Raw genomic sequence first — 21274 nt, 5'->3', positions numbered from 1 at the left:
CCTTTTCGGTCCCAACGGGTTGTCGATTGCTGAACTGCGTGCTTGCGGCCTTTCCAGCTCGGCATTATGTTGCGCCCACTTTTAAGGGATGATTGCGGCGTCTCGGTGGACGCTGCGCAGGAGTTTACAATGATCAAGGGATCGATTCCCGCGCTGGTGACGCCTTTCACCGAAGATGGCGCCGTAGACGAAGCGGCCTTCACAGCCCATGTCGAGCGGGTGATCGCTGCGGGTAGCCTTGGCCTCGTTCCCGTCGGCACTACGGGTGAAAGTCCGACACTCAGCCATGATGAACATCGTCGGGTTGTCGACCTTTGCATCGAGGCGGCGCAGAAGCGCGTACCGGTAATCGCAGGTGCGGGATCCAACAATACGCGTGAGGCGATCGAGCTTGCCCAGCACGCTGAAAAGGCGGGGGCCGACGCTTTGCTGGTCGTCACGCCCTATTACAACAAGCCGACCCAGAAGGGGCTGTTTGCGCATTTTTCAGCCATTGCTGATGCTGTCAGGCTGCCGATTCTGATCTACAACATCCCGGGCCGTTCGGTGATTGATATGACGCCAGATACGATGGGTGCTCTGGTCAAGGCGCATGGCAATATTGTCGGGGTGAAGGATGCCACCGGCAAGATTGAACGGGTGTCTGAACAGCGTATGGCCTGCGGCAAGGATTTCATCCAGATTTCCGGCGAAGACGCGACCGCTCTTGGCTTCAACGCGCATGGTGGCGTCGGCTGCATTTCGGTGACCGCGAATGTCGCGCCGAAGCTTTCGGCGGAATTTCAGGCAGCAATGGCGGCCGGTGATTTTGCCAAGGCGCTTGATTATCAGGACAGGCTGATGCCGCTGCACAAGGCGATCTTCCTTGAACCTGGCGTTTGCGGCACCAAATATGCGTTGAAGAAGCTTGGCCTGATGTCTGATACCGTGCGGCTGCCGCTGACCCCGGTCAGTGCGGAAACCGAAAAGGCAATCGATGCGGCGCTTAAACATGCCGGGCTGATGGACTGATCCGCGGTCGCTCCTGTTCTATAAGGGGCGCTGCCCGGGTCGGATAACAAGAATAATGGACGACCGAAATGGCTCCCAAGGGAAAACAGGGCGAAGCGCGTAAAGTTGTCGCCGAAAACCGCAAGGCGCGGTTCAACTACGAGATCATCGATACATTCGAGGCCGGTCTGGTTCTGACGGGCACCGAGGTGAAATCACTGCGCGGCGGCAAGGCCAATATCGCTGAATCCTACGCTTCGGATGAAGACGGTGAAATGTGGCTGATCAATTCCTATCTGCCGGAATATCTTCAGGCCAACCGCTTCAATCATGAGCCGCGCCGTCGCCGCAAGCTTTTGCTTTCGAAACGCGAAATCAACCGGCTGCGCGCTGCGATCAATCGCGAAGGCATGACGATCGTACCGCTCAAGGTCTATTTCAACGATCGCGGCAGGGCAAAACTCGAACTGGCGCTCGGCAGGGGCAAGAAACTGCACGACAAGCGCGAGACCGAGAAGGCGCGCGACTGGAACAGGCAGAAGGGCCGGCTCCTGAAGCAGTTTGGCTGATATAGGGTGCTTATATCTGAAAATATCAAAGGCCGGTGCGAAGACCGGCCCCAGCTTGCTGATAAAGTCGTTCGGATTGTCCGTTTGGGGTGAAATAGCCCCTCCCTCCGTCGTCATCCCCGTGCTTGTCACGGGGATCCAGATTCATAACATATTGAATAGACGGGTTCTTTCGCCGCGCGGACGCGCGTCGGCTCGATGCCTGTGGACCAAGCACAGGCATGCCCTCAGAAAAAGAAGCAAGGTTTGTCAACAGCCCGAAGGCCAGTGCAAAGACTGGCCTTTTTTTCATGTCTGAGGAGTGATCGCGACCTCAGTCGTCGAAATCCGACGCAACGACTTCAGGCGGGCGGTTGGGGCGCTCTGACGGGTCGCGGCCAACTTCGCCGCGCAGCGACATCAAATCAATGAAATGATCGGCCTGGCGGCGCAGGTCGTCGGCGATCATTGGCGGCTGGGTTGCCATGGTCGAGACGACCGATACCTTGCGTCCCTTGCGCTGCAGAGCCTCAACCAGTGTGGTGAAGTCGCCGTCACCCGAGAAGATGACCAGGTGGTCAACGGTCGTGGACTGCTCCATGGCATCGATCGCAAGCTCGATATCCATATTGCCCTTGATCTTGCGACGCCCCATCGAATCGGTGAATTCCTTGGCCGGCTTGGTGACGACCTTGTAGCCATTATAGTCCAGCCAGTCGATCAAAGGGCGAATCGACGAATATTCCTGGTCCTCGATCAGGGCGGTATAGTAGTAGGCCCGCAGCAGGTAAGCCTTTTTCTGAAAGGCTGACAACAGCTTACGATAGTCTATATCGAAGCCCAAGCTCTTAGAGGCCGCGTAAAGATTGGCACCATCTATGAAAAGCGCTATTTTTTCGCGCGGATCAAACATCAAAAGCCCTTTCAAATATCCAAAACAGTGTCGCTGACGGCGCCGGTTCTGTCAGCTGGCACGAAAAAACGCCCTTAAGACATATATAGGTCTATTCATATACATATCTATATAGATACGTTAATTGCTAGGCGATTTAGTCACAGATTATGTGGAATTCAACGCATGGTCGATTTTTTGTTGAGTGGTCGCCCTCTCCTAAAATGCAATTCAGAAAGAACCCTTGAATTATCACGACGAAGTCTCTATGAAAATCAACCCAAATAAAACACGTCTAAGAAGGACACGCAATGGCACGTGTGACAGTTGAAGACTGCATCGACAAAGTTGACAACCGTTTCGACCTCGTTCTGCTTGCTGGACATCGTGCACGTCTCATTTCTCAGGGTGCCGCTATCACGATTGATCGCGACAACGACAAGAATCCCGTCGTAGCCCTGCGCGAGATTGCCGATGAAACGCTCTCGCCGGACGACCTGAAGGAAGATCTTATTCATTCGCTTCAGCGTCATGTTGAAGTTGACGAACCGGAATCGGAAGGTTCGAACGCTTCTGGTCAGATGGACGAGCTTGCTGCTGACGAGCAGGAGGCCGACGATATGCCGGAGGCCATTCCTTTCGACCAAATGTCGGAAGAAGAGCTTCGCGCAGGTATTGAGAGCCTGGTTCCGCCGGAAAAAGGCGACGACTACTGATCCCGATCCATCCATCCGGCGGTAACAGCCGGATGGATTTTTCCTTGTCTGAAATGAATGGGCGCGCCGGCCGACGGCGACGCCGCGAGCTTGGTTTCTGAGCAATGATGCGGCAATACGAGCTCGTTGAACGAGTACAAAAATACAAGCCCGACGCTGACGTCGCACTCCTCAACAAAGCCTATGTCTATGCGATGCAGAAGCATGGACGGCAGAAGCGCGCCAGCGGCGACCCCTATATCTCGCATCCGCTTGAGGTCGCTGCGATCCTCACCGATCTGCATATGGATGAATCGACCATCGCGGTTGCGCTTCTGCATGACACGATTGAGGACACAACAGCGACGCGGGCCGAAATCGACGCCTATTTCGGCGAAGAGATCGGGCGCCTTGTCGAAGGGCTCACCAAGATCAAGAAGCTTGATCTGGTTACCCGCAAGGCCCAGCAGGCAGAAAACCTGCGCAAGCTGTTAATTGCCGTAGCTGACGACATGCGCGTTCTTTTGGTCAAGCTCGCTGACCGGCTGCACAATATGCGCACGCTCTATTATATGCGCCCTGACAAGCGCCGTCGGATCTCGGAAGAAACGATGGAAATCTATGCGCCTCTGGCTGGTCGCATGGGTATGCAGGATATGCGCGATGAGCTGGAAGAGCTGGCTTTTCAGTATATAAACCCGGAGGCCTATCAGACCATCCGTGGCAAGCTGAGCGATCTTTCCGGGCATAATGAACCGCTGGTCGAAAGCATCGAGAACGAGTTGCGCGATCTTCTGGTTGCCAATGGCGTCCGCGATGCCCGCGTCAAGGGGCGGCAGAAGAAGCCCTATTCGATCTTCAACAAGATGCAGTCGAAATCGCTGTCCTTCGAACAGCTGTCCGATCTTTACGGCTTCCGCGTCATTGTAGACGAACTGGCCACCTGTTACCGGGTCCTGGGCATTGTGCACACCAATTGGCGGACCGTTCCCGACCGTTTCAAGGACTATATCTCGAACCCGAAGCAGAACGGTTATCAGTCGCTGCACACGACCATCATCGGGCCGTCGCGCCAGCGCATCGAGCTGCAGATTCGAACCCAGCGCATGCATGAGGTTGCCGAAAACGGGATCGCCGCACATACGCTCTACAAGGATGGCCGGGTCAAGTCCGGCGAGGTCAGCGACGACGAGACCACGATTTTCGGCTGGTTCCGCAAGACCATTGCTGCCCTTGCCGAAGGCGACAGTCCTGAGGAATTCCTTGAACATACCAAGCTGGAACTGTTCCAGGATCAGGTCTTCTGTTTCACGCCGAAGGGCAAGCTGATCGCCTTGCCCAAGGATGCAACGCCGATCGATTTCGCCTATGCGGTTCACACCAATATCGGCGATACCTGCGTTGGTGCCAAGATCAACGGCCGTATGATGCCGCTCGTGACGCGGCTGAATAATGGTGACGAGGTCGAGATTATCCGCTCTGGTGTGCAGGTTCCGCCGCCGGCCTGGGAAGAGATTGTTGTCACCGGCAAGGCGCGTGCAGCCATTCGCCGCGCGACGCGGCTTGCGATCCGCAAACAGTATAGCGGGCTTGGCTATCGTATTCTCGAGCGCACCTTCACCCGTGCGGGCAAGACATTTTCCCGCGATGTGCTGAAGTCGGCGCTGCATCGCCTCGGGCAGAATGACGTCGAGGACGTGATCGCTGCCGTCGGCCGCAATGAAATGTCTTCCAGCGATGTTTTGAAGGCCGTCTATCCCGATCACAAGGATGAGCGGGTTACGGTGAAGCCGAATACGGAAGAGGGCTGGGTCAGCCTGCCAAGCGCACAGGAGCTTGCCTTCCGTGTGCCGGAGAGTTCGGCTCCCGATCAGGAGGGCGAGCATGCTGGCAAGGGGCCGGCTCTGCTGCCGCTGCGCGGTCTTTCGCGTGGTGCGGCTGTGCGCTTTGCACCCTTCGGCGCGGTACCAGGTGACAGGATTGTCGGCATTGTCGGCGAAGATGAAAGCATCACCATCTACCCGATCCAGTCACCGGTGCTGCAGCATTTCGATGACGAACCCAATCGCTGGGTGGATGTGCGCTGGGATATTGATTCGGCCAATGAGAAGCGTTTCCGCGCGCGGCTCAACGTCAATATTCTCAACGAGCCGGGGACGCTGTCGGAAATTACCGGGGCAATCGCGATGCTCGATGTGAATATCCGCGCCGTTCAGATGGCCGTCGTGGCGGATGATTTCGCGCAGGCGACGCTGGATCTGGAAGTCTGGGACCTGCGTCAGCTGACCCAGACGATCAACCAGCTGGGCGCACTCGGCTGTGTCGCCACGGTTAACCGCGTTTTCGAATAGGGCGCAAGCCCCGTGAACTGGCCGGTTTTGAGTGATGCAGGCCGGAGATCAGGCGCCATCCACCGAATTGGCGGATTGACGGCGATGGTTTGGCGAAAAATAGCTGGAGCGGCTCGTTTTTTCTTGTCGTTGTGCACCGGAATGATCGTGGTTGCACAAGCCTGGACACAGTTCATCAATTTCCGTTTAGAGTGACTTCCGCTCTTGCAAATCAGTCTGCCGGAAGGCCATGATAGGGCATGCTGTTTCGAAGACGATCACCGGCCAGTCTGTGGCAAAAATTCCGCTCCGCCGTCTGGCCCGAGAAGGGTTTTTCGCGTTCGCTGGTATACCTTTACCACCGCACCCTGCGTCTTAAAGCCACACCGCATGCCATTGCCCTTGGTATTGCCGCAGGGGCTGCGGTTTCCTGGACACCCTTTATTGGTTTTCACTTCGTTCTCGCCTTTGCCATTGCCTTCGTGCTTGGCGGAAATCTGGTCGCAGCAGCGCTCGGGACCGCTTTTGGCAATCCGCTGACCTTTCCTTTCATCTGGCTGACGACCTGGCGGATTGGCTCGTTTGTGCTGAACCGCAGCACCGGTGACCGTGTGGAAATCAATCTGGTCAAGCTGGTCAAGCGGTTTGAATTGTCCGATCTCTGGCGCCCACTTCTCGAACCCATGGCGGTCGGTGCCATCATACCGGCGCTGATTACCGGATTTGTCCTGTATTTTCTGACCTTTCAGGCCGTATCGGCGTTCCAGCAGCGGCGCAGTGAAAAACTAGCCGGACGCCGCAAGCGGCTGGCAATGGAAATGCGTAAAGCGGAAAACGGCAATGGCTGAAACGGCTTTCGGCAAATCAGCTGCACGTGTTGCGTTCCGGGATGGCCTATGATCGTCGGGCTTGGCAGCGATCTGATCGATATCAGACGGATCGAAAAGTCGATTGCGCGTCATGGCGAGCGCTTCACCACCCGTGTCTTTACCCAGGCTGAGCAGCAAAGGGCGGAAGGCCAGAAGAACCGCGCTGCCTCCTATGCCAAGCGCTTTGCCGCCAAGGAGGCATGCGCGAAGGCGCTGGGAACCGGCATTGCCCGCGGCGTTTTCTGGCGCGAGATGGGCGTTGTCAATCTGCCCGGCGGACAGCCAGCCATGGTTTTGACCGGGCAGGCGGAAAGGCGGCTTGCCGAGCTGATGCCTCCGGGGCATCGGCCAGTGGTCCATGTAAGCATTACCGATGATTATCCACTGGCACAGGCTTTTGTGATCATCGAAGCTCTACCCATCTAGACCTTTAGGGCGTTGCCCCATGGCGATTTAGGGGATATTGCTGCGTTTCGAATCCGAGAGCGAGGCGAGAAGGAAAGCACTGCGTGTCTGAAGAAGCCGAAAAGAAGGAAGGCTCCCTGTGGAGCAATGTCAAGGTTATCATCCAGGCGCTGCTTCTGGCCCTGATTATCCGTACATTCCTTTTCCAGCCCTTTACCATTCCGTCAGGCTCGATGATGCCGACGCTGCTCGTCGGCGATTACATCTTCGTCAACAAGTTTTCTTACGGGTTTTCGAAATACTCGTTCCCCTTTGCACCCAACCTGTTTTCGGGCCGGATCTTCGGCAGCGAGCCGAAGCGTGGTGATGTGGTTGTGTTCCGTTACCCGCCGAACCCCAGCATTGACTATATCAAGCGGGTGATCGGCCTTCCCGGCGACCATGTTCAGGTGAAGGGCGGTATTGTCTATATTAACGGCAAGGCTGTTCCGCGCTCGCCTGATGGCACCTTCACCTCCGATTATCGTAATGATCCGGGCATCGACATTCCGGTCTATCGCGAGACGCTTGATGATGGCGTGACCTATGACACGCTGGATGAGATCAACGGGTCGCGCGGCGATAATACGCGTGAATTCATCGTCCCCGCCGATCATTATTTCATGATGGGTGACAACCGCGACAATTCGCTCGACAGCCGTTTCGATGTCGGTTTCGTCCCGGCTGAAAACCTCGTCGGACGCGCCAGTGTCGTCTTCTTCTCGCTCGGCAATGACACATCCTTCCTGGAACTGTGGAAGTGGCCGGCCAATATGCGCTGGGACCGTATTTTCAAGGTGATCGGCGGCTGATGCGACATTCTCATGGCTCTGTCGATACCGCTGCTGTCAGCAAGCTTGTCGGATTTGAATTCTCCAACAGGGACCGGCTGGCGCGCGCGCTGACGCATTCCAGCGTTGGCGGTGGTACCCAGGGCAATTACGAGAGGCTGGAATTTCTCGGTGACCGGGTGCTGGGGCTGACGATCGCCCAGCACCTGTTCCAGCGCTATCCCGACGCCAGTGAGGGTGAGCTTTCCGTTCGGCTGAACCAGCTCGTCAGCGCCGAATCCTGTGCCAGGATCGCCGACCGGCTTGGCCTGCACCGTTTTATCCAGACCGGGCAGGATGTGAAAACACTGACCGGCAAGCGGGTACTTGGCATCCGCGCCGATGTGGTCGAGAGTATTATCGCTGCGATCTATCTGGAGGGCGGGCTTGAGCCTGCGCGTCAATTCGTACTGACAAACTGGAAGCCATTGCTTGAGGAAGGTGTTAACCTCAGGCGAGACGCCAAGACCGAGTTGCAGGAATGGGCACATGCCCATGGCGGCGAGACGCCGGTCTATACGGTCGAGGATCGCTCGGGCCCGGATCATGAGCCGCGCTTCACCGTCAAGGTGACGGTGAAGGGGCTGGAACCGGAAACGGGCATTGACCGGTCCAAGCGGGCGGCCGAGCAGGCGGCTGCAACGCGGTTGCTTGAACGCGAAGGCGTCTGGTCCGACGATAAGGCATAAGCATCAGCTCTGTGCGCAGCCTGCAGGCAAGGCGCAGAAACAAGAAGAACAAGCGGTTCGTCCTTTTTGAAAGGCGAGCCCCGCCAAGGGCGTTTGAAAATGTCTGAAGAAGTTGAAAATGAGAGCGGGATCATCCCCGAAGACGCACGCCGTTCCGGTTTTGTCGCGCTGATCGGTCCGACCAATGCCGGCAAGTCGACGCTGGTCAACCGGCTGGTCGGGGCCAAGGTTTCGATCGTCAGCCACAAGGTGCAGACCACGCGTGCCATGTTGCGCGGTATTGCCATTCACGGCGATGCCCAGATTGTTTTCATGGATACGCCCGGTATTTTCAAGCCGCGGCGCCGGCTCGACCGGGCCATGGTAACGGCGGCCTGGGGCGGTGCGCGTGACGCTGATCTAATCGCACTGCTGATCGACAGCGAGCGCGGTATTCGCGGCGATGCCGAGGCCATTCTCGAAGGGCTGAAGGAAAACCGTCAGCCAAAGATCCTGATTCTTAACAAGATCGATCGGGTGCGGCCGGAACAGCTCCTGAAGCTTGCTGCCGAGGCCAATGAATTCGTGGCATTCGATCACACTTTCATGGTGTCTGCTGCCAATGGCTCGGGCTGTGATGATCTGATGGATTATCTTGCCACCACGCTGCCCAAGGGGCCGTGGTATTATCCCGAAGACCAGATCTCCGATCTGCCGATGCGTCAGCTGGCGGCTGAGATCACACGGGAAAAGCTGTTTCTGCGCCTGCATCAGGAACTGCCCTATGCTTCCCATGTCGAAACGGAGAAGTGGGAAGAGCGCAAGGACGGATCCGTGCGCATCGAGCAGGTGATCTATGTCGAGCGCGACAGCCAGAAGAAGATCGCCCTTGGCAAGGGTGGCGAGGCGATCAAGGCGATCTCGACGGCTGCACGCAAGGAGATAAGCGAGATCCTGGAGCAGCCGGTGCATCTCTTCCTCTTCGTCAAGGTTCGTGAGAACTGGGGCGATGATCCGGCACGCTTCCGCGAGATCGGGCTCGACTATTCGGAATAGGTGAGGCCGGTTTGCTGAAAGCCGGTTGAAGGTCCATGGAGTGGCATGACGAAGGCATCGTTCTCGGTGTCCGCAAACATGGTGAGACCAGCGTTATCGCCGAATTGATGACGCTCGCCCATGGCCGCCATCTCGGCATGGTGCGGGGTGGGCGATCGCGCGCGCTTCGGCCGGTGCTGCAGCCGGGAAACCGGGTATCGGTCAACTGGCGGGCGCGTCTGGATGAACATCTGGGCGAATTCCGGGTTGAGCCTCTGGCCCAGCGCGCCGCCTTTTTGATGGAACATGCCACCGGTGTCTATGGTGTTCAGGCCATGGCGGCGCTGTTGCGGCTTCTGCCGGAGCGCGATCCGCACCGGCATCTGTGCGATGCAATGGATATCATTCTCGACAATCTGGCTTCAGCCGAGGCGGCGGGCGAACTCTATATCCGCTTCGAAATTGCTGTCCTGAACGAGCTTGGCTTCGGCATGGATCTGGAAAAATGCGCAGCCAGCGGCACGCGTGAAGATCTGGCCTATGTCTCACCGAAAACGGGACGGGCGGTATGTCGCAGCGCGGGCGCGCCATATGCAGACCGAATGCTGCCCCTGCCGGCCTTTTTACAGCCGACGCTCAGCGTTGCCGCCGATCATGACGGTCTGGCCGAAGGCTTCCGCCTGACATCCTTCTTCCTCAATCGCCATGTCTTTGAGCCGCGCGGCATCAAGGCGGATACGGCGCGCGACAGTTTTATCAATGCGGCGCTTAAAATCCTGTCAGCAAACGAAGCCGCCGCAGGAACGGAAGTTTAGCTGCGTTTCTTGAATTCCCAGACCACATCGCGCATGCCGGTGACAATGGCCTCGTCTCCCACCGACAGCAGGCCGCTTGTGCGCGGCACGGCATTCCAGCCGAAGAGCGGACCGGGGACCCGGCGGTCGGCCGACATACGCAACCGGCCCATTGCTGGCATCGGAGAGGCGATCTCGCGCGAACCGGTTGTCTGGTCCTGCGTGGTCATGATGCAGCGGGCACAGGGCTTGACGAAATCGAGAACCACATCGCCGATCGTCAGGCCGGTCCAGCCGTCTTCTGCAAAGGCTTCATCGCAATCGACAACGATATTGGGACGGAAGCGCTCCATACCGACCGTTGCTTCTCCATGGGCGGCCAGATCGTCATTCAGCGCGGCGAGCGAACCGGTGGAGGTGACGAGGATCTGGTAGCCATCGGCGAAGGAAACGGGCGTGTCGCTATTGACCCAGTCACGGCTGGCGATACGGGTCGAATGCGCATCGAAGAAGGCAAGACGGACCGGGCGCTCAAACCATTTTGACAGGATGGCATCGGTTGCATGGTCGCTCAGCGCGGCGGAGAGAGTATCCTTCCAGACCGTGACATCCATGCGTTCCGGTCCGGGCTTGGCAACAAGGGAACCTTTCTCGGCCATCGACAGGGCAAGACCTCCGGCAAACGGCGCGACGGAGAGCCGGGCGAGGGCGGGGAGCTCGCGCTGGGTGATGAAACGGCCATCGGGCTCGATCAGCAGGGCGCGCCGGTCACCGTCAAGTCCCATCGGTCCGCAGGCGGCGCGGCTGACGCCAATGCCTCTTGCACTCTTCATCGGATAGATGTTCAGCGCTGCGATTTTCATACCGGTCCCCTTAGGTTTACAGGCGTCTGGTTTCGCGTTCTGCCCCCTGCCTGTCAAGGCGAATGGCTGATAGACCATAAGAAAAAGCCGGACCTTTCAGGCCCGGCTTGATCAATGCAAGTTGCAACTGCTTCGCTGCTGCCTTTAGGACTGAACACCGTCGGGCGACATCAGCTCTGCAGGACTGTCTTCGGCCTTGAGCGTCGAAAGCGTCATCTGCGGGAACGGGATGGAGATGCCAGCTGCATCGAAGGCGTTCTTGGCATTCTTGGTCATCTCGCGGCTGGTCGGCCACCAGACGGCAGAAGAGGCCCAGTAGCGCAATGTGATTTCGACCGCGCTGTCACCGAGATTGGACACGAAACAATCAGGCGCCGGATCGGTCATGACATTCCCGTGCTTTTCAGCAAGATCCATCAGGATATTGATCGCCGTGTCGATATTGTCTTCATAAGCGATGCCAATGACAAGGTCGAAACGGCGTGTTGGCATGCGCGAGAAATTGGTGATCGGGACATTCCACAGCGTCGAATTCGGCGCCAGGCGATACATGCCGTCCGGGGTCTTGAGTTCGGTGGCAAACAGACCGATTTCGATGACAATACCATTGATGGAGCCGGTATCGATAAATTCTCCGACGCGGAAGGGTCGCAGGACCAGCAGCATGATGCCAGCGGCAATATTCTGCAGCGTACCCTGCAGGGCCAGACCAATGGCCAGCGCCATGCCGCCGAGAGCGGCGACGATGGAAGCAGTCTGGACGCCGAACTGGCCAAGCACCATGATAATGACGATGACGAGCACGCCATATCGCGCCATGGCTCCGAAAAAGCCGGCCAATGTCTGGTCAACATTCTTCAGCCGCGCCATGGAGGCCTTGACCGAGCGCTGAATGATGCCGGCAAGGATCCAGCCGACGATCAGAAGGATGATCGCGCCGATTACGGAAAACGTATATTGCGCAATCAGGGCATAGACGAAATTTGCCGCATCGCCCGAGGCTTTCATGAATTCTTTGGCCTGTTCTTCCATTGAAATTCCTTGTCTTCTACAAATGGTCGCGAACGAACGAGAGTGGGCGTATCTGCCGGACGCCTGAAATTGTTCAGTGCTATTTTTGCACTATTTTGTGTCAGACTTTAACGCCTCACCAGCGTCAAAGTTCAGCAAAAAAGGCGTATTTTCTCTGCAATCGGCACCGCGACCCATTGCGCGGACCGCATCGGTGAGGCGATTGCCACGACTGAGCCTGAGATCAGCAATTTCGATCAGTCGCTGATTCGGTGTCGCCGATGGTGATGCGGCGCGCAGCGCCATTGCCAGCGTGCTGTCGTCCAATGCCGGATCGATCGCCAATGCGGCAATCAGGGCGGCAGCTGGCGATCGAGAAACGCCCATCCAGCAATGGATCAGAAGCGGGGTATTTCGATCCCAGGCGCGCGCAAAGGCGATGATTTTGTCGACATGATGCGCATCCGGGGCAATCAGATCGCCGGTTCCCTTGAAGGCGATATCGTTCATGTGAAGCACAAGGTGATTTTCAGCCGCGATCAGCCCGGGGCGATGAAAATCATGGCCGGCCGACATCAAGCTGATCATCCGCTCGCAGCGGTGGACTGTCGCCATTTCACCAATTCGCGACAATGGTGCAACGACGATGGAGGCCTTCACGGCACGGCCTTTGTCTTTTCGGGAAACGCACGGCGCAATTGTTCGATCTCGGCGAACCGCATGAGAAAGGCAGCTTGGGCCTTGGCTGTCGCCATCGGTTCGATCTCAAGCATGTCGCGCGTGACACCGTTCGGGCGGCCGAAATATCGAAGCGCTTCAGTTTCGGAAAAACCGGCGAGCACCGTTGCTTCGAAAAAGGCGGCGATCCGGTCGGCGGTCTTGATCTTTGCCTTCAACGCGGCGGTTGGGTGGGCAGGCAGGCCAAAACGGATATGGATCGCGCCTTCCAGCCGTTTTTCAACCGTCTTGTAGCCGCCGCCGACAACCGATTTGAAGGGCGAAATCATATCGCCGATCACATATTCCGGTGCATCATGCAGCAGCGCCATCTGCTGCTGTCCGGGCTTGGCGGCCTTGTGGCAATGGCAGAAGATTTTCTCGACGATAAGGCTGTGCTGGGCGACCGAATAGGCATGATCGCCCAATGTCTGGCCGTTCCAGCGGGCAACGCGGGCAAGGCCATGGGCAATGTCCTCGATCTCGACATCAAGCGGCGAGGGGTCAAGCAGATCAAGCCTGCGCCCTGACAGCATGCGCTGCCAGGCACGAATATTTTCCTGTCGTGCCACCGTCTCAGTCCTCGCTTTTTGATGGCGCGAAGGTGAGGCCGCTCCACGCGAAGGGCGTAACGGTAACTGCAAGGCCGTCCGCCGTGACCGGCTGGCCGGCAGCCTCGGCCTCGCCAATCCGGTCAATGCGTACGATTGCAAGGCCATCAGTCCCCGATATGGTGCCGAGTGTGCCAACCGGTTTTCCCGCAGCTATCAGCACAGTCCCGGATGCGGGTAGATTGCCGGCGGCCGCCACATGCGCCACGCGGCGTCGGGCCGTACCGCGATGCTGCATGCGTGAGACCACTTCCTGGCCGACATAGCAGCCCTTGGTGAAGGAGAGCGCACCATTCCTGTCCATCAACACGTCATGGGGAAAGGCGTCCTGCGAGGCATAGTCCCGGTTCATCTCGGCGACACCGGCGGCAACGCGCAGCTGCGCATAGCCATCCATGCCGTCACCCGTTATGGCGGCGGGCGCCTGGGCGCGGAAGAGTTCGATGCCAGCCTGTTCAAAGCGCATATCGCGGCAGGCGGCAGAAGATGCCTTATCGGTCACGATCGTGCCGTTACCCGCCATGAGGTCTATCGTTACCTTGGCGCGCAGACGGTAGATCATCAGCCGCTTCACGAGGGCGTCGACGTCGGCAGTATCGGTTTCGACAACGAAACCGTCGCCGTCACGGGCGATGAGAAAATCAAACCAGATCTTGCCCTGTGGCGTCAAAAGCGCTCCTGGCCAGGCCTCCTCCGGTTTCATGGATTCAATATCGGTGGTGACAAGGTTCTGCAGAAAGTGCTCCGCATCCGGGCCACCAATGGCAATGCGGCTTCGTTCGGCAAGATGGAAGGTCGCCATGCTGCGTCCTCGCTGAAAACTGTTCGCATGTGAAAATCGGGAATGCCAGTACAGAATCGTCTGAGCGCATGGCATTGACAAGGCCAGAAAGAGCGCCTTGCCGCAGCAAGGTCAATAGTCGGGTTCCTGTCGCCAAGCTATTTGCAGGAACGGATGACGGTCTCCACGCGTTTCTAGACGTGGACGGAGGCAAGGCTGCGGAGGGATTCCGTTACTGGTAAGGCGTTGCTTGTAAGACGTTACCGGCAAGGCGCTACTGAATGACGCGGCTTGGCGAGAATTCACCGGCAAGCATGCGTTCGCGCAGCGATTCCAGCATGGCTTCTGCGCCTTCTTCGCCGATCATGCGCACGGTTTCACGCATTGCAAGCGCCAGCGCTGCATCAGCAATGATCTCCGGCTCGATGCCGTCTGCCATGCCGTCCGCCCATGCTTCGTTCTGGTATTCCAGCGCCGCCTGCATTTTTTCGCGTACGATCATATCGTCGATTTCATTGGCGTTGGGCTTCATGCTCATGTCCTTGTGGGGCAGTTGGCAGTCTTTTTAGGTTACGAACACCATTCTAGACAGTTTTTATATAAAACTGCACTCCTGACTGCTGAAAAAGTTAAAAAGAGGTTAGCGTGATGCTTTGCTGCACCTGTCTGTCGCACTGTGTTGCATCTGGGTTACGCAGATGAGCGGCTTTCGCGGTCAAGTCTATCCACGCATTCCAGCACGCTTGCTGGAACCGGCAGCCTGCGCACCTGTTCGGCGGAGAACCAGCCAAGCGCAGAAGCGTCATCGGCGGCCACCGGTTCGGCCTCTGCATCTGCCGTTGCGACAAAAACGCTCAGGTGAAAGCGGCTGGTGATCGTGCCATCGCGATCTCGGTCGATCAGATCATAGACGGTAAAAGGTTCTATGGTTTCGGCCTTTAGCCCGGTTTCTTCCAAAAGCTCGCGAATTGCATTGTCGCGCGGGCTTTCACCCGCCTCGGCCTTGCCGCCGGGAAAGGCGTACATGGCCTTTGCGGGCGGATTGGCTCTGAGCACAAGAAGGAAATTGTCGTCGCGGCGCACGATGACGGATGCGGCAGCGATGGAGGCAGCTGTCATGAAAAACTCCTGCGGGATGCATTGCCGTTTTAGTCCTGCATGGCGTCGCGCTCAAGTCATCCGGGCTTGCCCTCGATGCTTGATCTGTGGAATTGTCAGACCATGTGTGGTCGTTTCGGTCTCATTTCTGATCCTTCTTCGGTGGCGGGTTATTTCGATCTGACAGCGATCGAGCCCTTTCCGCCGCGCTATAATATCGCGCCGTCGCAACCGGTGCTGATGGTCGCCAATGCCAGCGACGCGCTTGGCCTCAGCGGCGAGGGCAGGGCCGCTTTTCTGGTTCGCTGGGGGTTGATTCCCGCCTGGGTGAAGGACGCCAGTGATTTTCCGCTGATGTTCAATGCCAGGGCGGAAACGGCAGCGACCAAGGCTTCATTCCGCGGCGCATTGCGTCATTTTCGTGCGCTCGTACCGGCGTCGGGCTTTTTCGAATGGCGCCGCGGCGAGGATGGACCATCCCAGCCCTTCTGGATCAGACCGCGTGACGGCGGTCTGATGGCCTTTGCCGGGCTGATATCACCTTGGATGGGCGCCGATGGAACGGAAATGGATACCGGCACGATCCTGACGACAAAGTCCTCCGGTGTGGTGCGTTCCATACACGAACGGTCGCCGGTGATCATCAAGCCCGAAGATTTCGAGCGCTGGCTTGATTGCCGCACGCAGGAGCCGCGTCACGTTGCTGACCTGATGAAACCGGCGCCAGTCGATTTCTTCGAGGCGATCCCGGTGTCCTCAGCCGTCAACAATGTGCGGAATATGGGCGAAAACCTGATCACCCCGGCAGGGCCGAGCGAGATTGTTCGGCCGGTCGCCAAAAAAGGCGGACAGCTCGACCTTTTCTGAATTGGTTTTCTCAGAAATCGAGATCGAGCCGGTTCTTTTCGTCACGCTCGCTCTGGGCCTCGTGATGCGCGTCATTTTCCATGACCAGCGTGCCATATTTGCTGTGCCAGGACCGCGCGCCAAGCGGCAGGCTTGCCAGATAAAGCAGCGAGCCGGCAATCAGCATATGCCACGGATAGCCCGCCAGAAGTGCCAGCACCAGCACCGCGACCAGCATCATTGGCAGCGCCAGTTCGCGACGGATCTTGATCCCGAAGCTTTTGCCCGACCAGACAGGCAGGCGGCTGACCAGCAAAATGCCGATGATCACAGTAAAGACCGAAGCGGCAAGCGCCATCGCACGGCCTTCGACAAGGCCGAGAAAGCCGAGATAGACCGGCAATAACACGACGATAGCACCGGCAGGCGCCGGTACGCCGACAAAGTAAGACCCCTGCCAGCTGGCCTTGTGCTTGCGCTCGGCCATGACATTGAAACGCGCGAGGCGCAGCGCTGCGGCGATGGCATAGAGCAGGGCAGCAATCCAGCCCGGCGTGCTGGCGTCATGCAGGATGTACATGTAGCTGACCAAAGCGGGGGCAACACCGAAGTTGACGATGTCGGCAAGCGAATCCATCTGTTCGCCGAATTTGGACGTTGCCTTGAGCAATCGTGCCGCGCGGCCATCGATCCCGTCCAACACCGCTGCAATCAGCAGCATCAGCACGGCCTGTTCGAACCGGCCTTCGAACGCCTGGCGAATGCCCGAAAGGCCGGCGCAGAGCGCCATCACGGTAATCAGATTGGGCAGGATCAGCCGTATCGGAATTTCGCGCAGACGCGGTCCACGCGCACCATCATCTTCCGTCATTTCACTGCTATGCGCTGGGTCACTGCTCATGTCAGCTCCGGCGTCCGAATACGGCCGGCTTGGCGTCGTTGAAGGCGGCGAGAACGGTTTCGCCAGCAATGGCGGTCTGTCCCATGGATACATGCGGGGTCGCGCCTTCCGGCAGGTAGACGTCAAGGCGCGAGCCGAAGCGGATAAGGCCGAAGCGCTCGCCCGCATCCAGCGGCTCATTGGGGGAGACGAAACAAACAATGCGGCGCGCGATAAGACCGGCGATCTGAACCACGCCGATGGCACCATGCGCCGTTTCGATCACGACGCCGTTGCGCTCGTTATCCTCGCTCGCCTTGTCGAGTTCGGCATTGATGAATTTGCCAGGGCGGTAGTGGATCGAGCGGATATTGCCGCTCATCGGTGCCCGGTTCACATGGCAGTTGAAGACATTCATGAACACGCAGATGCGCAGCATCGGCTCATCCCCGAGGCCAAGCTCGGCGGGTGGAACGGCCTGACCGACGGACGAAATCCGGCCATCAGCGGGGCTGATGACGAAATCTGCATCCTGAGGGGTAACCCGTTCCGGATCGCGGAAGAAATAGGCGCACCACAATGTCGCGATCAGGCCGATCCAGAACAGCGGTTCAAACAGCCAGCCCAGAACAAGGGTCGCGACCAGAAAGATCGCGATGAAGGGATAGCCTTCCTTGTGAATGGGAACGAGGGACTTGCGGATCGAATCGTAGACGCTCATACGCGTTAAACTCCGGGCATTCTGCCTTTGCGATAATCGCTGAAGTTTAGCGTTTCATCGCGCGGAATGAAATGGGCGGGCCGTCTATTCCACCAAATATCGCCCGCCTGCTCCTGAAGGCGGGCGGGCAAGGCTCGCCGTTTTGAAGGAGAGCGTCGCCGCAATTCTGACGGCTGATCAGCGCGCTGGATCCATGCGCATGATGATGCCCATATCGTCGCTTTCGCGGACCTGACGCAGATGTTCCTCGGCAAGGTTTGCCTCGCGCTGACGCTCCCACATCTGGGCATAAAGCCCGTTTTGCGCAAGAAGTGCTGCGTGATTGCCACGTTCGGCGATCTCGCCGCTCTTCAGCACGATGATCTCGTCGGCACCAATCACGGTGGACAGGCGGTGGGCGATGACCAGCGTGGTGCGGTTCTGCGACACAACATCAAGGGCGGCCTGAATTTCGCGCTCCGTATGCGTGTCGAGAGCGGAGGTCGCTTCGTCGAGCACCAGAACCGGCGGTGCCTTGAGGATGGTGCGCGCAATGGCCACACGCTGCTTTTCGCCGCCGGAAAGCTTCAGCCCGCGTTCGCCGACCTGGGTTTCCAGTCCCTCTGGGAGCTGCTTGAGAAAAGCACCGATCTGCGCCAGTTCGGCTGCAGCCTTTACTTCCTCATCCGTAGCCGAGGTGCGGCCGTAGCGAATGTTGTAGCCGATCGTGTCGTTGAACAGCACCGTATCTTGCGGAACCATGCCGATCGTGTTGCGCAGGCTTTCCTGTGTCACGGCACGCAGGTCCTGTCCATCAATGCTGATGGAACCATCTGTGACGTCATAAAACCGGAAGAGCAGGCGCGAAATGGTCGATTTTCCCGCTCCTGTAGGCCCGACGATGGCAACCGTCTTGCCGGCCGGAACATCGAAGGAAACACCCTTCAGGATTGGCCGGGCCGGGTCATAGGCAAAATGGACATCCCGGAAGGAAATGCCGCCGGCGCTGATGGCGAGCGGTTTTGCGTCCTCGGCATCGGCGACTTCCGGGTCGACCTCGAGAATATCGAACATCTGCTCGATATCGGTCAGACCCTGGCGGATCTCGCGATAGACCGAGCCGATGAAGTTGAGCGGTACGGCGAGCTGCATCAGCATGGTGTTGATGAAGACGAAATCGCCGATCGTGTGCTGGCCACTCATCACCGAGCGGGCCGAGAGAACCAGCATCACTGTCATGCCGATGCCGAAGATCAGGCCCTGGCCGAAATTCAGCCAGCCAAGCGAGGTCCAGATGCGGGTCGCGGCCTTCTCATAGCGCGCCATGGAGCTGTCAAAGCGTTCCGCCTCCATGTCTTCATTGCCGAAATATTTCACCGTCTCGTAATTGAGAAGCGAATCGACCGACTTGGTGTTGGCGTCATTGTCGCTCTGGTTCATCTCGCGGCGGATGGCGATGCGCCAGTCACTGGCGACAATGGTGAACCAGACATAGGCGAAAACGGTGACGGCGGTGACCGCCAGATAGATGAAGCCGTAGGTGATCCAGAAGATTATTGCCACCAGCACGAATTCCAGCACGGTCGGCAGCGTCATCAAAATGGTGAATCGAACGATGGTCTCGATGCCCTTGGTGCCGCGCTCGATGATGCGCGACAGACCGCCGGTCTTGCGGCTCAGGTGAAAGCGCAGCGACAGCTTGTGCATATGCACGAAAACACGGTGGGCAAGCTGGCGCACGGCATACTGGCCGACGCTGGCGAAGAGTGCATCGCGCAGCTGGTTGAAGCCAAGCTGGCCGACGCGGGCGACATTATAGCCAACCACAAGAGCGGTTGCGCCAGTGAAGACCAGCGGGACCATGGCGCTGGGATGTAGTTCGCCAGTCAGTGCATTGGTGGCCCATTTGAAGAAATAAGGCACGAGCAGAAGCACGATCTTGGCCAGGACGAGAAAGAACGACGCATAAAGAACGCGCCGCTTCAGATCCTTCCTGCTTGACGGCCAGATATAGGGCCAGAGGTTGGCAAGCGTCTGGATCGGATTGGCGGAATCCGCCGAAACGGTTTTGCGGTCAGCCATTTAAGATGATACCCCGGCCGCTCAGGCGACCTGAAATTGATGCTGAGAATGGCAAGGCGCGCCGGAAGGCGCGCCTCGTTCAGCCCGTGAGATAGGGCTCACTTTGCTGAATTGCAATGGCCGTTGCCATAAAGCCGCCGGATTGTTGCCGGCTTTCCCAGGCTTCGGGCTTCAGTTCCCGGTCTTTTCAGGGAGCTTGTATTCCGGTCCGACAGGCAGGCCTTTTTCGAGACGGCGGTGCAACTCCTCCGCCTCGCCGATGGGCAGCGGCTGGTTGGGAACGGAGAAGACCTGGCCGGGCAGAATGAGGTTGGGATCGGCAATCTGCGGTTCATTGGCGAGATAGATTGTGGTGTAGCGCACGCCGCGGCCGTAGACCCGGCGCGAGATGGTCCACAGATTGTCGCCCTTGCGAATGATCACCGCATTGTCGCTGGCCTGAAGCTCCGGCTGCACGAAGGTCTGGGTGCCTGAAGCATCGGTGGTTGTGTCATTTGCGGGTGCTTTTGCGACCGCTGAAACCTGATTGCCTTCCGGACGATCAAAGGAAACGGAAGCACGGGCAATGACATTACCGTCCTTGTCGAGCATATCAACGCGGATCTGGTGGCGACCGACGGGAATGTCGATCGTTGCCTGGATGACGAAACTGCCCTTGGCGTTGACTTCGTCCTGTGCCGCGAAATTATTGTCGACATAGCCGCGCACAGCTGCGTTTGCGGTGCCATTTCCGGCGATATAGAGGGTGCTGCCCTCAATCTCGACAGCGCTGATCCTGACGCTGGCATCAATGGCAGGCTTGGCCGGGCTGGTCGCCGCTGGCTCTTTCGCCGTCTTCCCTTCGACATTGACGGGGTTGAGCCTGGTGTCGCCATTGGCCGTTTCAGGTGCGGCCGCAGCAAGCTTGGCCGGTTCAGTGGGTGCGGGAGCCTCCACAACCTGCGTCGGCTTGTCCGGCTCGGTAATCACAGCCAGCAGGTCTTTCTTGTCGTCGCCTTCGGGGATTGCAATTGTCGCGGTTTGCTTCGAACGGGCGTTACGGCCATCCGGCATGGAAACATTGAGGTAGATTTCGTGATTGCCCGGCGGCAGCGGCTTGTCGATGATGGCGACAAAATCGCCGCTCTTGTCGACGTCAGATGCGGTGATAACCTTGTCGCCTTCCTTCACTTCCAGCTTGCCATCGGGTTCGGCAGAACCGGCAATCACGGCCGTTCCATCCGGTTCGACGCGCAGGACGTCAAAGGTCGGGATACGGATACTGGTGGTCTTGTCGGGTTCAGCCGCAGGCGCAGGCGTTTCAGCTGTTTCGCTCTGAGGTGCCGGGGCGGGGGTCGCAGCCGTCGTGTCGTCCTTCTGTGACCTTATTGTGAAGAACACGACTGCGGCGATGATCAGCAGAAGCGCTATCACAGCGACGACCACGAGTGGCCTTTTGTTTTCCATGGCGAACTCCAGATGCGACACAACCGGGGAGATAATAAGTCACAAACGCTAACGACGCGTCGCGACGAGTACAAGACCTGATTGTGCAATGCAGGCCTTTTGACCAATGCGAATTGCCATTCTTCTGCGGTTTTGCAATTGTCG

At 58.1% G+C, this 21274-nt stretch carries 22 protein-coding genes and 1 pseudogene; 11 read left to right on the top strand and 12 right to left on the bottom strand.

Features of this window, described 5'->3' with window-relative positions:
* The first annotated feature begins 129 nt into the window (after positions 1–129).
* Both dapA and smpB read left to right on the top strand, forming a co-directional pair.
* Positions 130–1011 carry a 4-hydroxy-tetrahydrodipicolinate synthase gene (dapA, locus tag FJU08_RS02500; RefSeq protein WP_141147387.1) on the top strand — a complete coding sequence of 294 codons (882 nt, stop codon included), beginning with the start codon at positions 130–132 and terminating at the stop codon, positions 1009–1011.
* A gap of 68 nt (positions 1012–1079) precedes the next feature.
* Positions 1080–1559 carry an SsrA-binding protein SmpB gene (gene smpB / locus FJU08_RS02495; RefSeq protein WP_141147386.1) on the top strand — a complete coding sequence of 160 codons (480 nt, stop codon included), beginning with the start codon at positions 1080–1082 and terminating at the stop codon, positions 1557–1559.
* Positions 1560–1872: 313 nt separating this feature from the next.
* Here smpB and FJU08_RS02490 read toward each other — a convergent pair whose 3' ends face one another.
* Positions 1873–2451 carry a LabA-like NYN domain-containing protein gene (locus tag FJU08_RS02490; protein ID WP_141147385.1) on the bottom strand — a complete coding sequence of 193 codons (579 nt, stop codon included), beginning with the start codon at positions 2449–2451 and terminating at the stop codon, positions 1873–1875.
* 290 nt (positions 2452–2741) lie between these two features.
* Here FJU08_RS02490 and rpoZ point away from each other — a divergent pair, with 290 nt between their 5' ends.
* From rpoZ to recO, 8 genes are all read left to right on the top strand, one after another.
* Positions 2742–3146 carry a DNA-directed RNA polymerase subunit omega gene (gene rpoZ / locus FJU08_RS02485; RefSeq protein ID WP_141147384.1) on the top strand — a complete coding sequence of 135 codons (405 nt, stop codon included), beginning with the start codon at positions 2742–2744 and terminating at the stop codon, positions 3144–3146.
* A gap of 104 nt (positions 3147–3250) precedes the next feature.
* Positions 3251–5476, top strand: coding sequence for a RelA/SpoT family protein (locus FJU08_RS02480; protein ID WP_141147383.1), 2226 nt, complete (start codon positions 3251–3253; stop codon positions 5474–5476).
* A gap of 239 nt (positions 5477–5715) precedes the next feature.
* Positions 5716–6303 (top strand): DUF2062 domain-containing protein, encoded by a 588-nt coding sequence (locus FJU08_RS02475; protein WP_141147382.1) that lies wholly within the window; start codon positions 5716–5718, stop codon positions 6301–6303.
* 48 nt (positions 6304–6351) lie between these two features.
* The gene (gene acpS, locus FJU08_RS02470) at positions 6352–6750 is read left to right on the top strand and encodes a holo-ACP synthase (RefSeq protein WP_141147381.1); all 399 of its coding nucleotides are present in this window, start codon (positions 6352–6354) and stop codon (positions 6748–6750) included.
* An 83-nt stretch (positions 6751–6833) separates the two neighbouring features.
* Positions 6834–7580 carry a signal peptidase I gene (gene lepB / locus FJU08_RS02465; protein ID WP_141147380.1) on the top strand — a complete coding sequence of 249 codons (747 nt, stop codon included), beginning with the start codon at positions 6834–6836 and terminating at the stop codon, positions 7578–7580.
* Positions 7577–8287 carry a ribonuclease III gene (gene rnc, locus FJU08_RS02460; RefSeq protein ID WP_407943672.1) on the top strand — a complete coding sequence of 237 codons (711 nt, stop codon included), beginning with the start codon at positions 7577–7579 and terminating at the stop codon, positions 8285–8287. Before lepB ends, rnc begins: the two co-directional genes overlap by 4 nt.
* 99 nt (positions 8288–8386) lie before the next feature.
* Positions 8387–9322, top strand: a complete 936-nt coding sequence (gene era / locus FJU08_RS02455; protein WP_141147378.1) for a GTPase Era — start codon at positions 8387–8389, stop codon at positions 9320–9322.
* Between the two features lie 35 nt (positions 9323–9357).
* Positions 9358–10116, top strand: coding sequence for a DNA repair protein RecO (gene recO / locus FJU08_RS02450; protein WP_141147377.1), 759 nt, complete (start codon positions 9358–9360; stop codon positions 10114–10116).
* On the opposite strand, the gene FJU08_RS02445 is transcribed toward recO, so the two are convergent.
* The 7 genes from FJU08_RS02445 to FJU08_RS02415 all read right to left on the bottom strand — a co-directional run bounded on the left by FJU08_RS02445 (position 10113) and on the right by FJU08_RS02415 (position 15197).
* Positions 10113–10958, bottom strand: a complete 846-nt coding sequence (locus FJU08_RS02445; RefSeq protein ID WP_141147376.1) for an MOSC domain-containing protein — start codon at positions 10956–10958, stop codon at positions 10113–10115. The genes recO and FJU08_RS02445 overlap by 4 nt on opposite strands.
* 144 nt (positions 10959–11102) lie before the next feature.
* On the bottom strand, positions 11103–11990 hold the full coding sequence (locus FJU08_RS02440; RefSeq protein WP_141147375.1) for a mechanosensitive ion channel family protein: 888 nt from the start codon (positions 11988–11990) through the stop codon (positions 11103–11105).
* 90 nt (positions 11991–12080) lie between these two features.
* Positions 12081–12584, bottom strand: coding sequence for a tyrosine phosphatase family protein (locus tag FJU08_RS02435; protein WP_141147374.1), 504 nt, complete (start codon positions 12582–12584; stop codon positions 12081–12083).
* Between the two features lie 41 nt (positions 12585–12625).
* Positions 12626–13258, bottom strand: coding sequence for an HD domain-containing protein (locus tag FJU08_RS02430; protein ID WP_141147373.1), 633 nt, complete (start codon positions 13256–13258; stop codon positions 12626–12628).
* Between the two features lie 4 nt (positions 13259–13262).
* Entirely contained in the window at positions 13263–14099 is an 837-nt protein-coding gene (gene ygfZ / locus FJU08_RS02425; protein ID WP_141147372.1) for a CAF17-like 4Fe-4S cluster assembly/insertion protein YgfZ, read from the bottom strand.
* A 253-nt stretch (positions 14100–14352) separates the two neighbouring features.
* Positions 14353–14610: a hypothetical protein gene (locus FJU08_RS02420; RefSeq protein ID WP_176083990.1), complete on the bottom strand. Its 258-nt coding sequence runs from the start codon at positions 14608–14610 to the stop codon at positions 14353–14355.
* Between the two features lie 158 nt (positions 14611–14768).
* Positions 14769–15197, bottom strand: a complete 429-nt coding sequence (locus FJU08_RS02415; protein ID WP_141147370.1) for an NUDIX hydrolase — start codon at positions 15195–15197, stop codon at positions 14769–14771.
* Between the two features lie 102 nt (positions 15198–15299).
* Here FJU08_RS02415 and FJU08_RS02410 point away from each other — a divergent pair, with 102 nt between their 5' ends.
* Positions 15300–16043 (top strand): SOS response-associated peptidase, encoded by a 744-nt coding sequence (locus tag FJU08_RS02410; RefSeq protein WP_141147369.1) that lies wholly within the window; start codon positions 15300–15302, stop codon positions 16041–16043.
* 10 nt (positions 16044–16053) lie between these two features.
* On the opposite strand, the gene pssA is transcribed toward FJU08_RS02410, so the two are convergent.
* From pssA to FJU08_RS02390, 4 genes and pseudogenes are all read right to left on the bottom strand, one after another.
* Positions 16054–16923: a CDP-diacylglycerol--serine O-phosphatidyltransferase gene (gene pssA, locus FJU08_RS02405; RefSeq protein WP_141147368.1), complete on the bottom strand. Its 870-nt coding sequence runs from the start codon at positions 16921–16923 to the stop codon at positions 16054–16056.
* A 1-nt stretch (position 16924) separates the two neighbouring features.
* Positions 16925–17626: pseudogene (locus FJU08_RS02400) on the bottom strand (phosphatidylserine decarboxylase); the annotation flags it as partial.
* A gap of 174 nt (positions 17627–17800) precedes the next feature.
* Complete coding sequence (locus tag FJU08_RS02395; RefSeq protein WP_141147366.1) at positions 17801–19684, bottom strand: ABCB family ABC transporter ATP-binding protein/permease; 1884 nt, start codon at positions 19682–19684, stop codon at positions 17801–17803.
* Positions 19685–19855: 171 nt separating this feature from the next.
* Positions 19856–21130, bottom strand: a complete 1275-nt coding sequence (locus FJU08_RS02390) for a LysM peptidoglycan-binding domain-containing protein (RefSeq protein ID WP_141147365.1) — start codon at positions 21128–21130, stop codon at positions 19856–19858.
* Positions 21131–21274 lie beyond the last annotated feature (144 nt).

The sequence above is a fragment of the Martelella alba genome, from assembly GCF_006516955.1.
Classification (GTDB): Bacteria; Pseudomonadota; Alphaproteobacteria; order Rhizobiales; family Rhizobiaceae; genus Martelella; species Martelella alba.
Note: the sequence above shows the minus strand (reverse complement) of the source record. Positions and strands in the feature narration are given on the sequence as shown.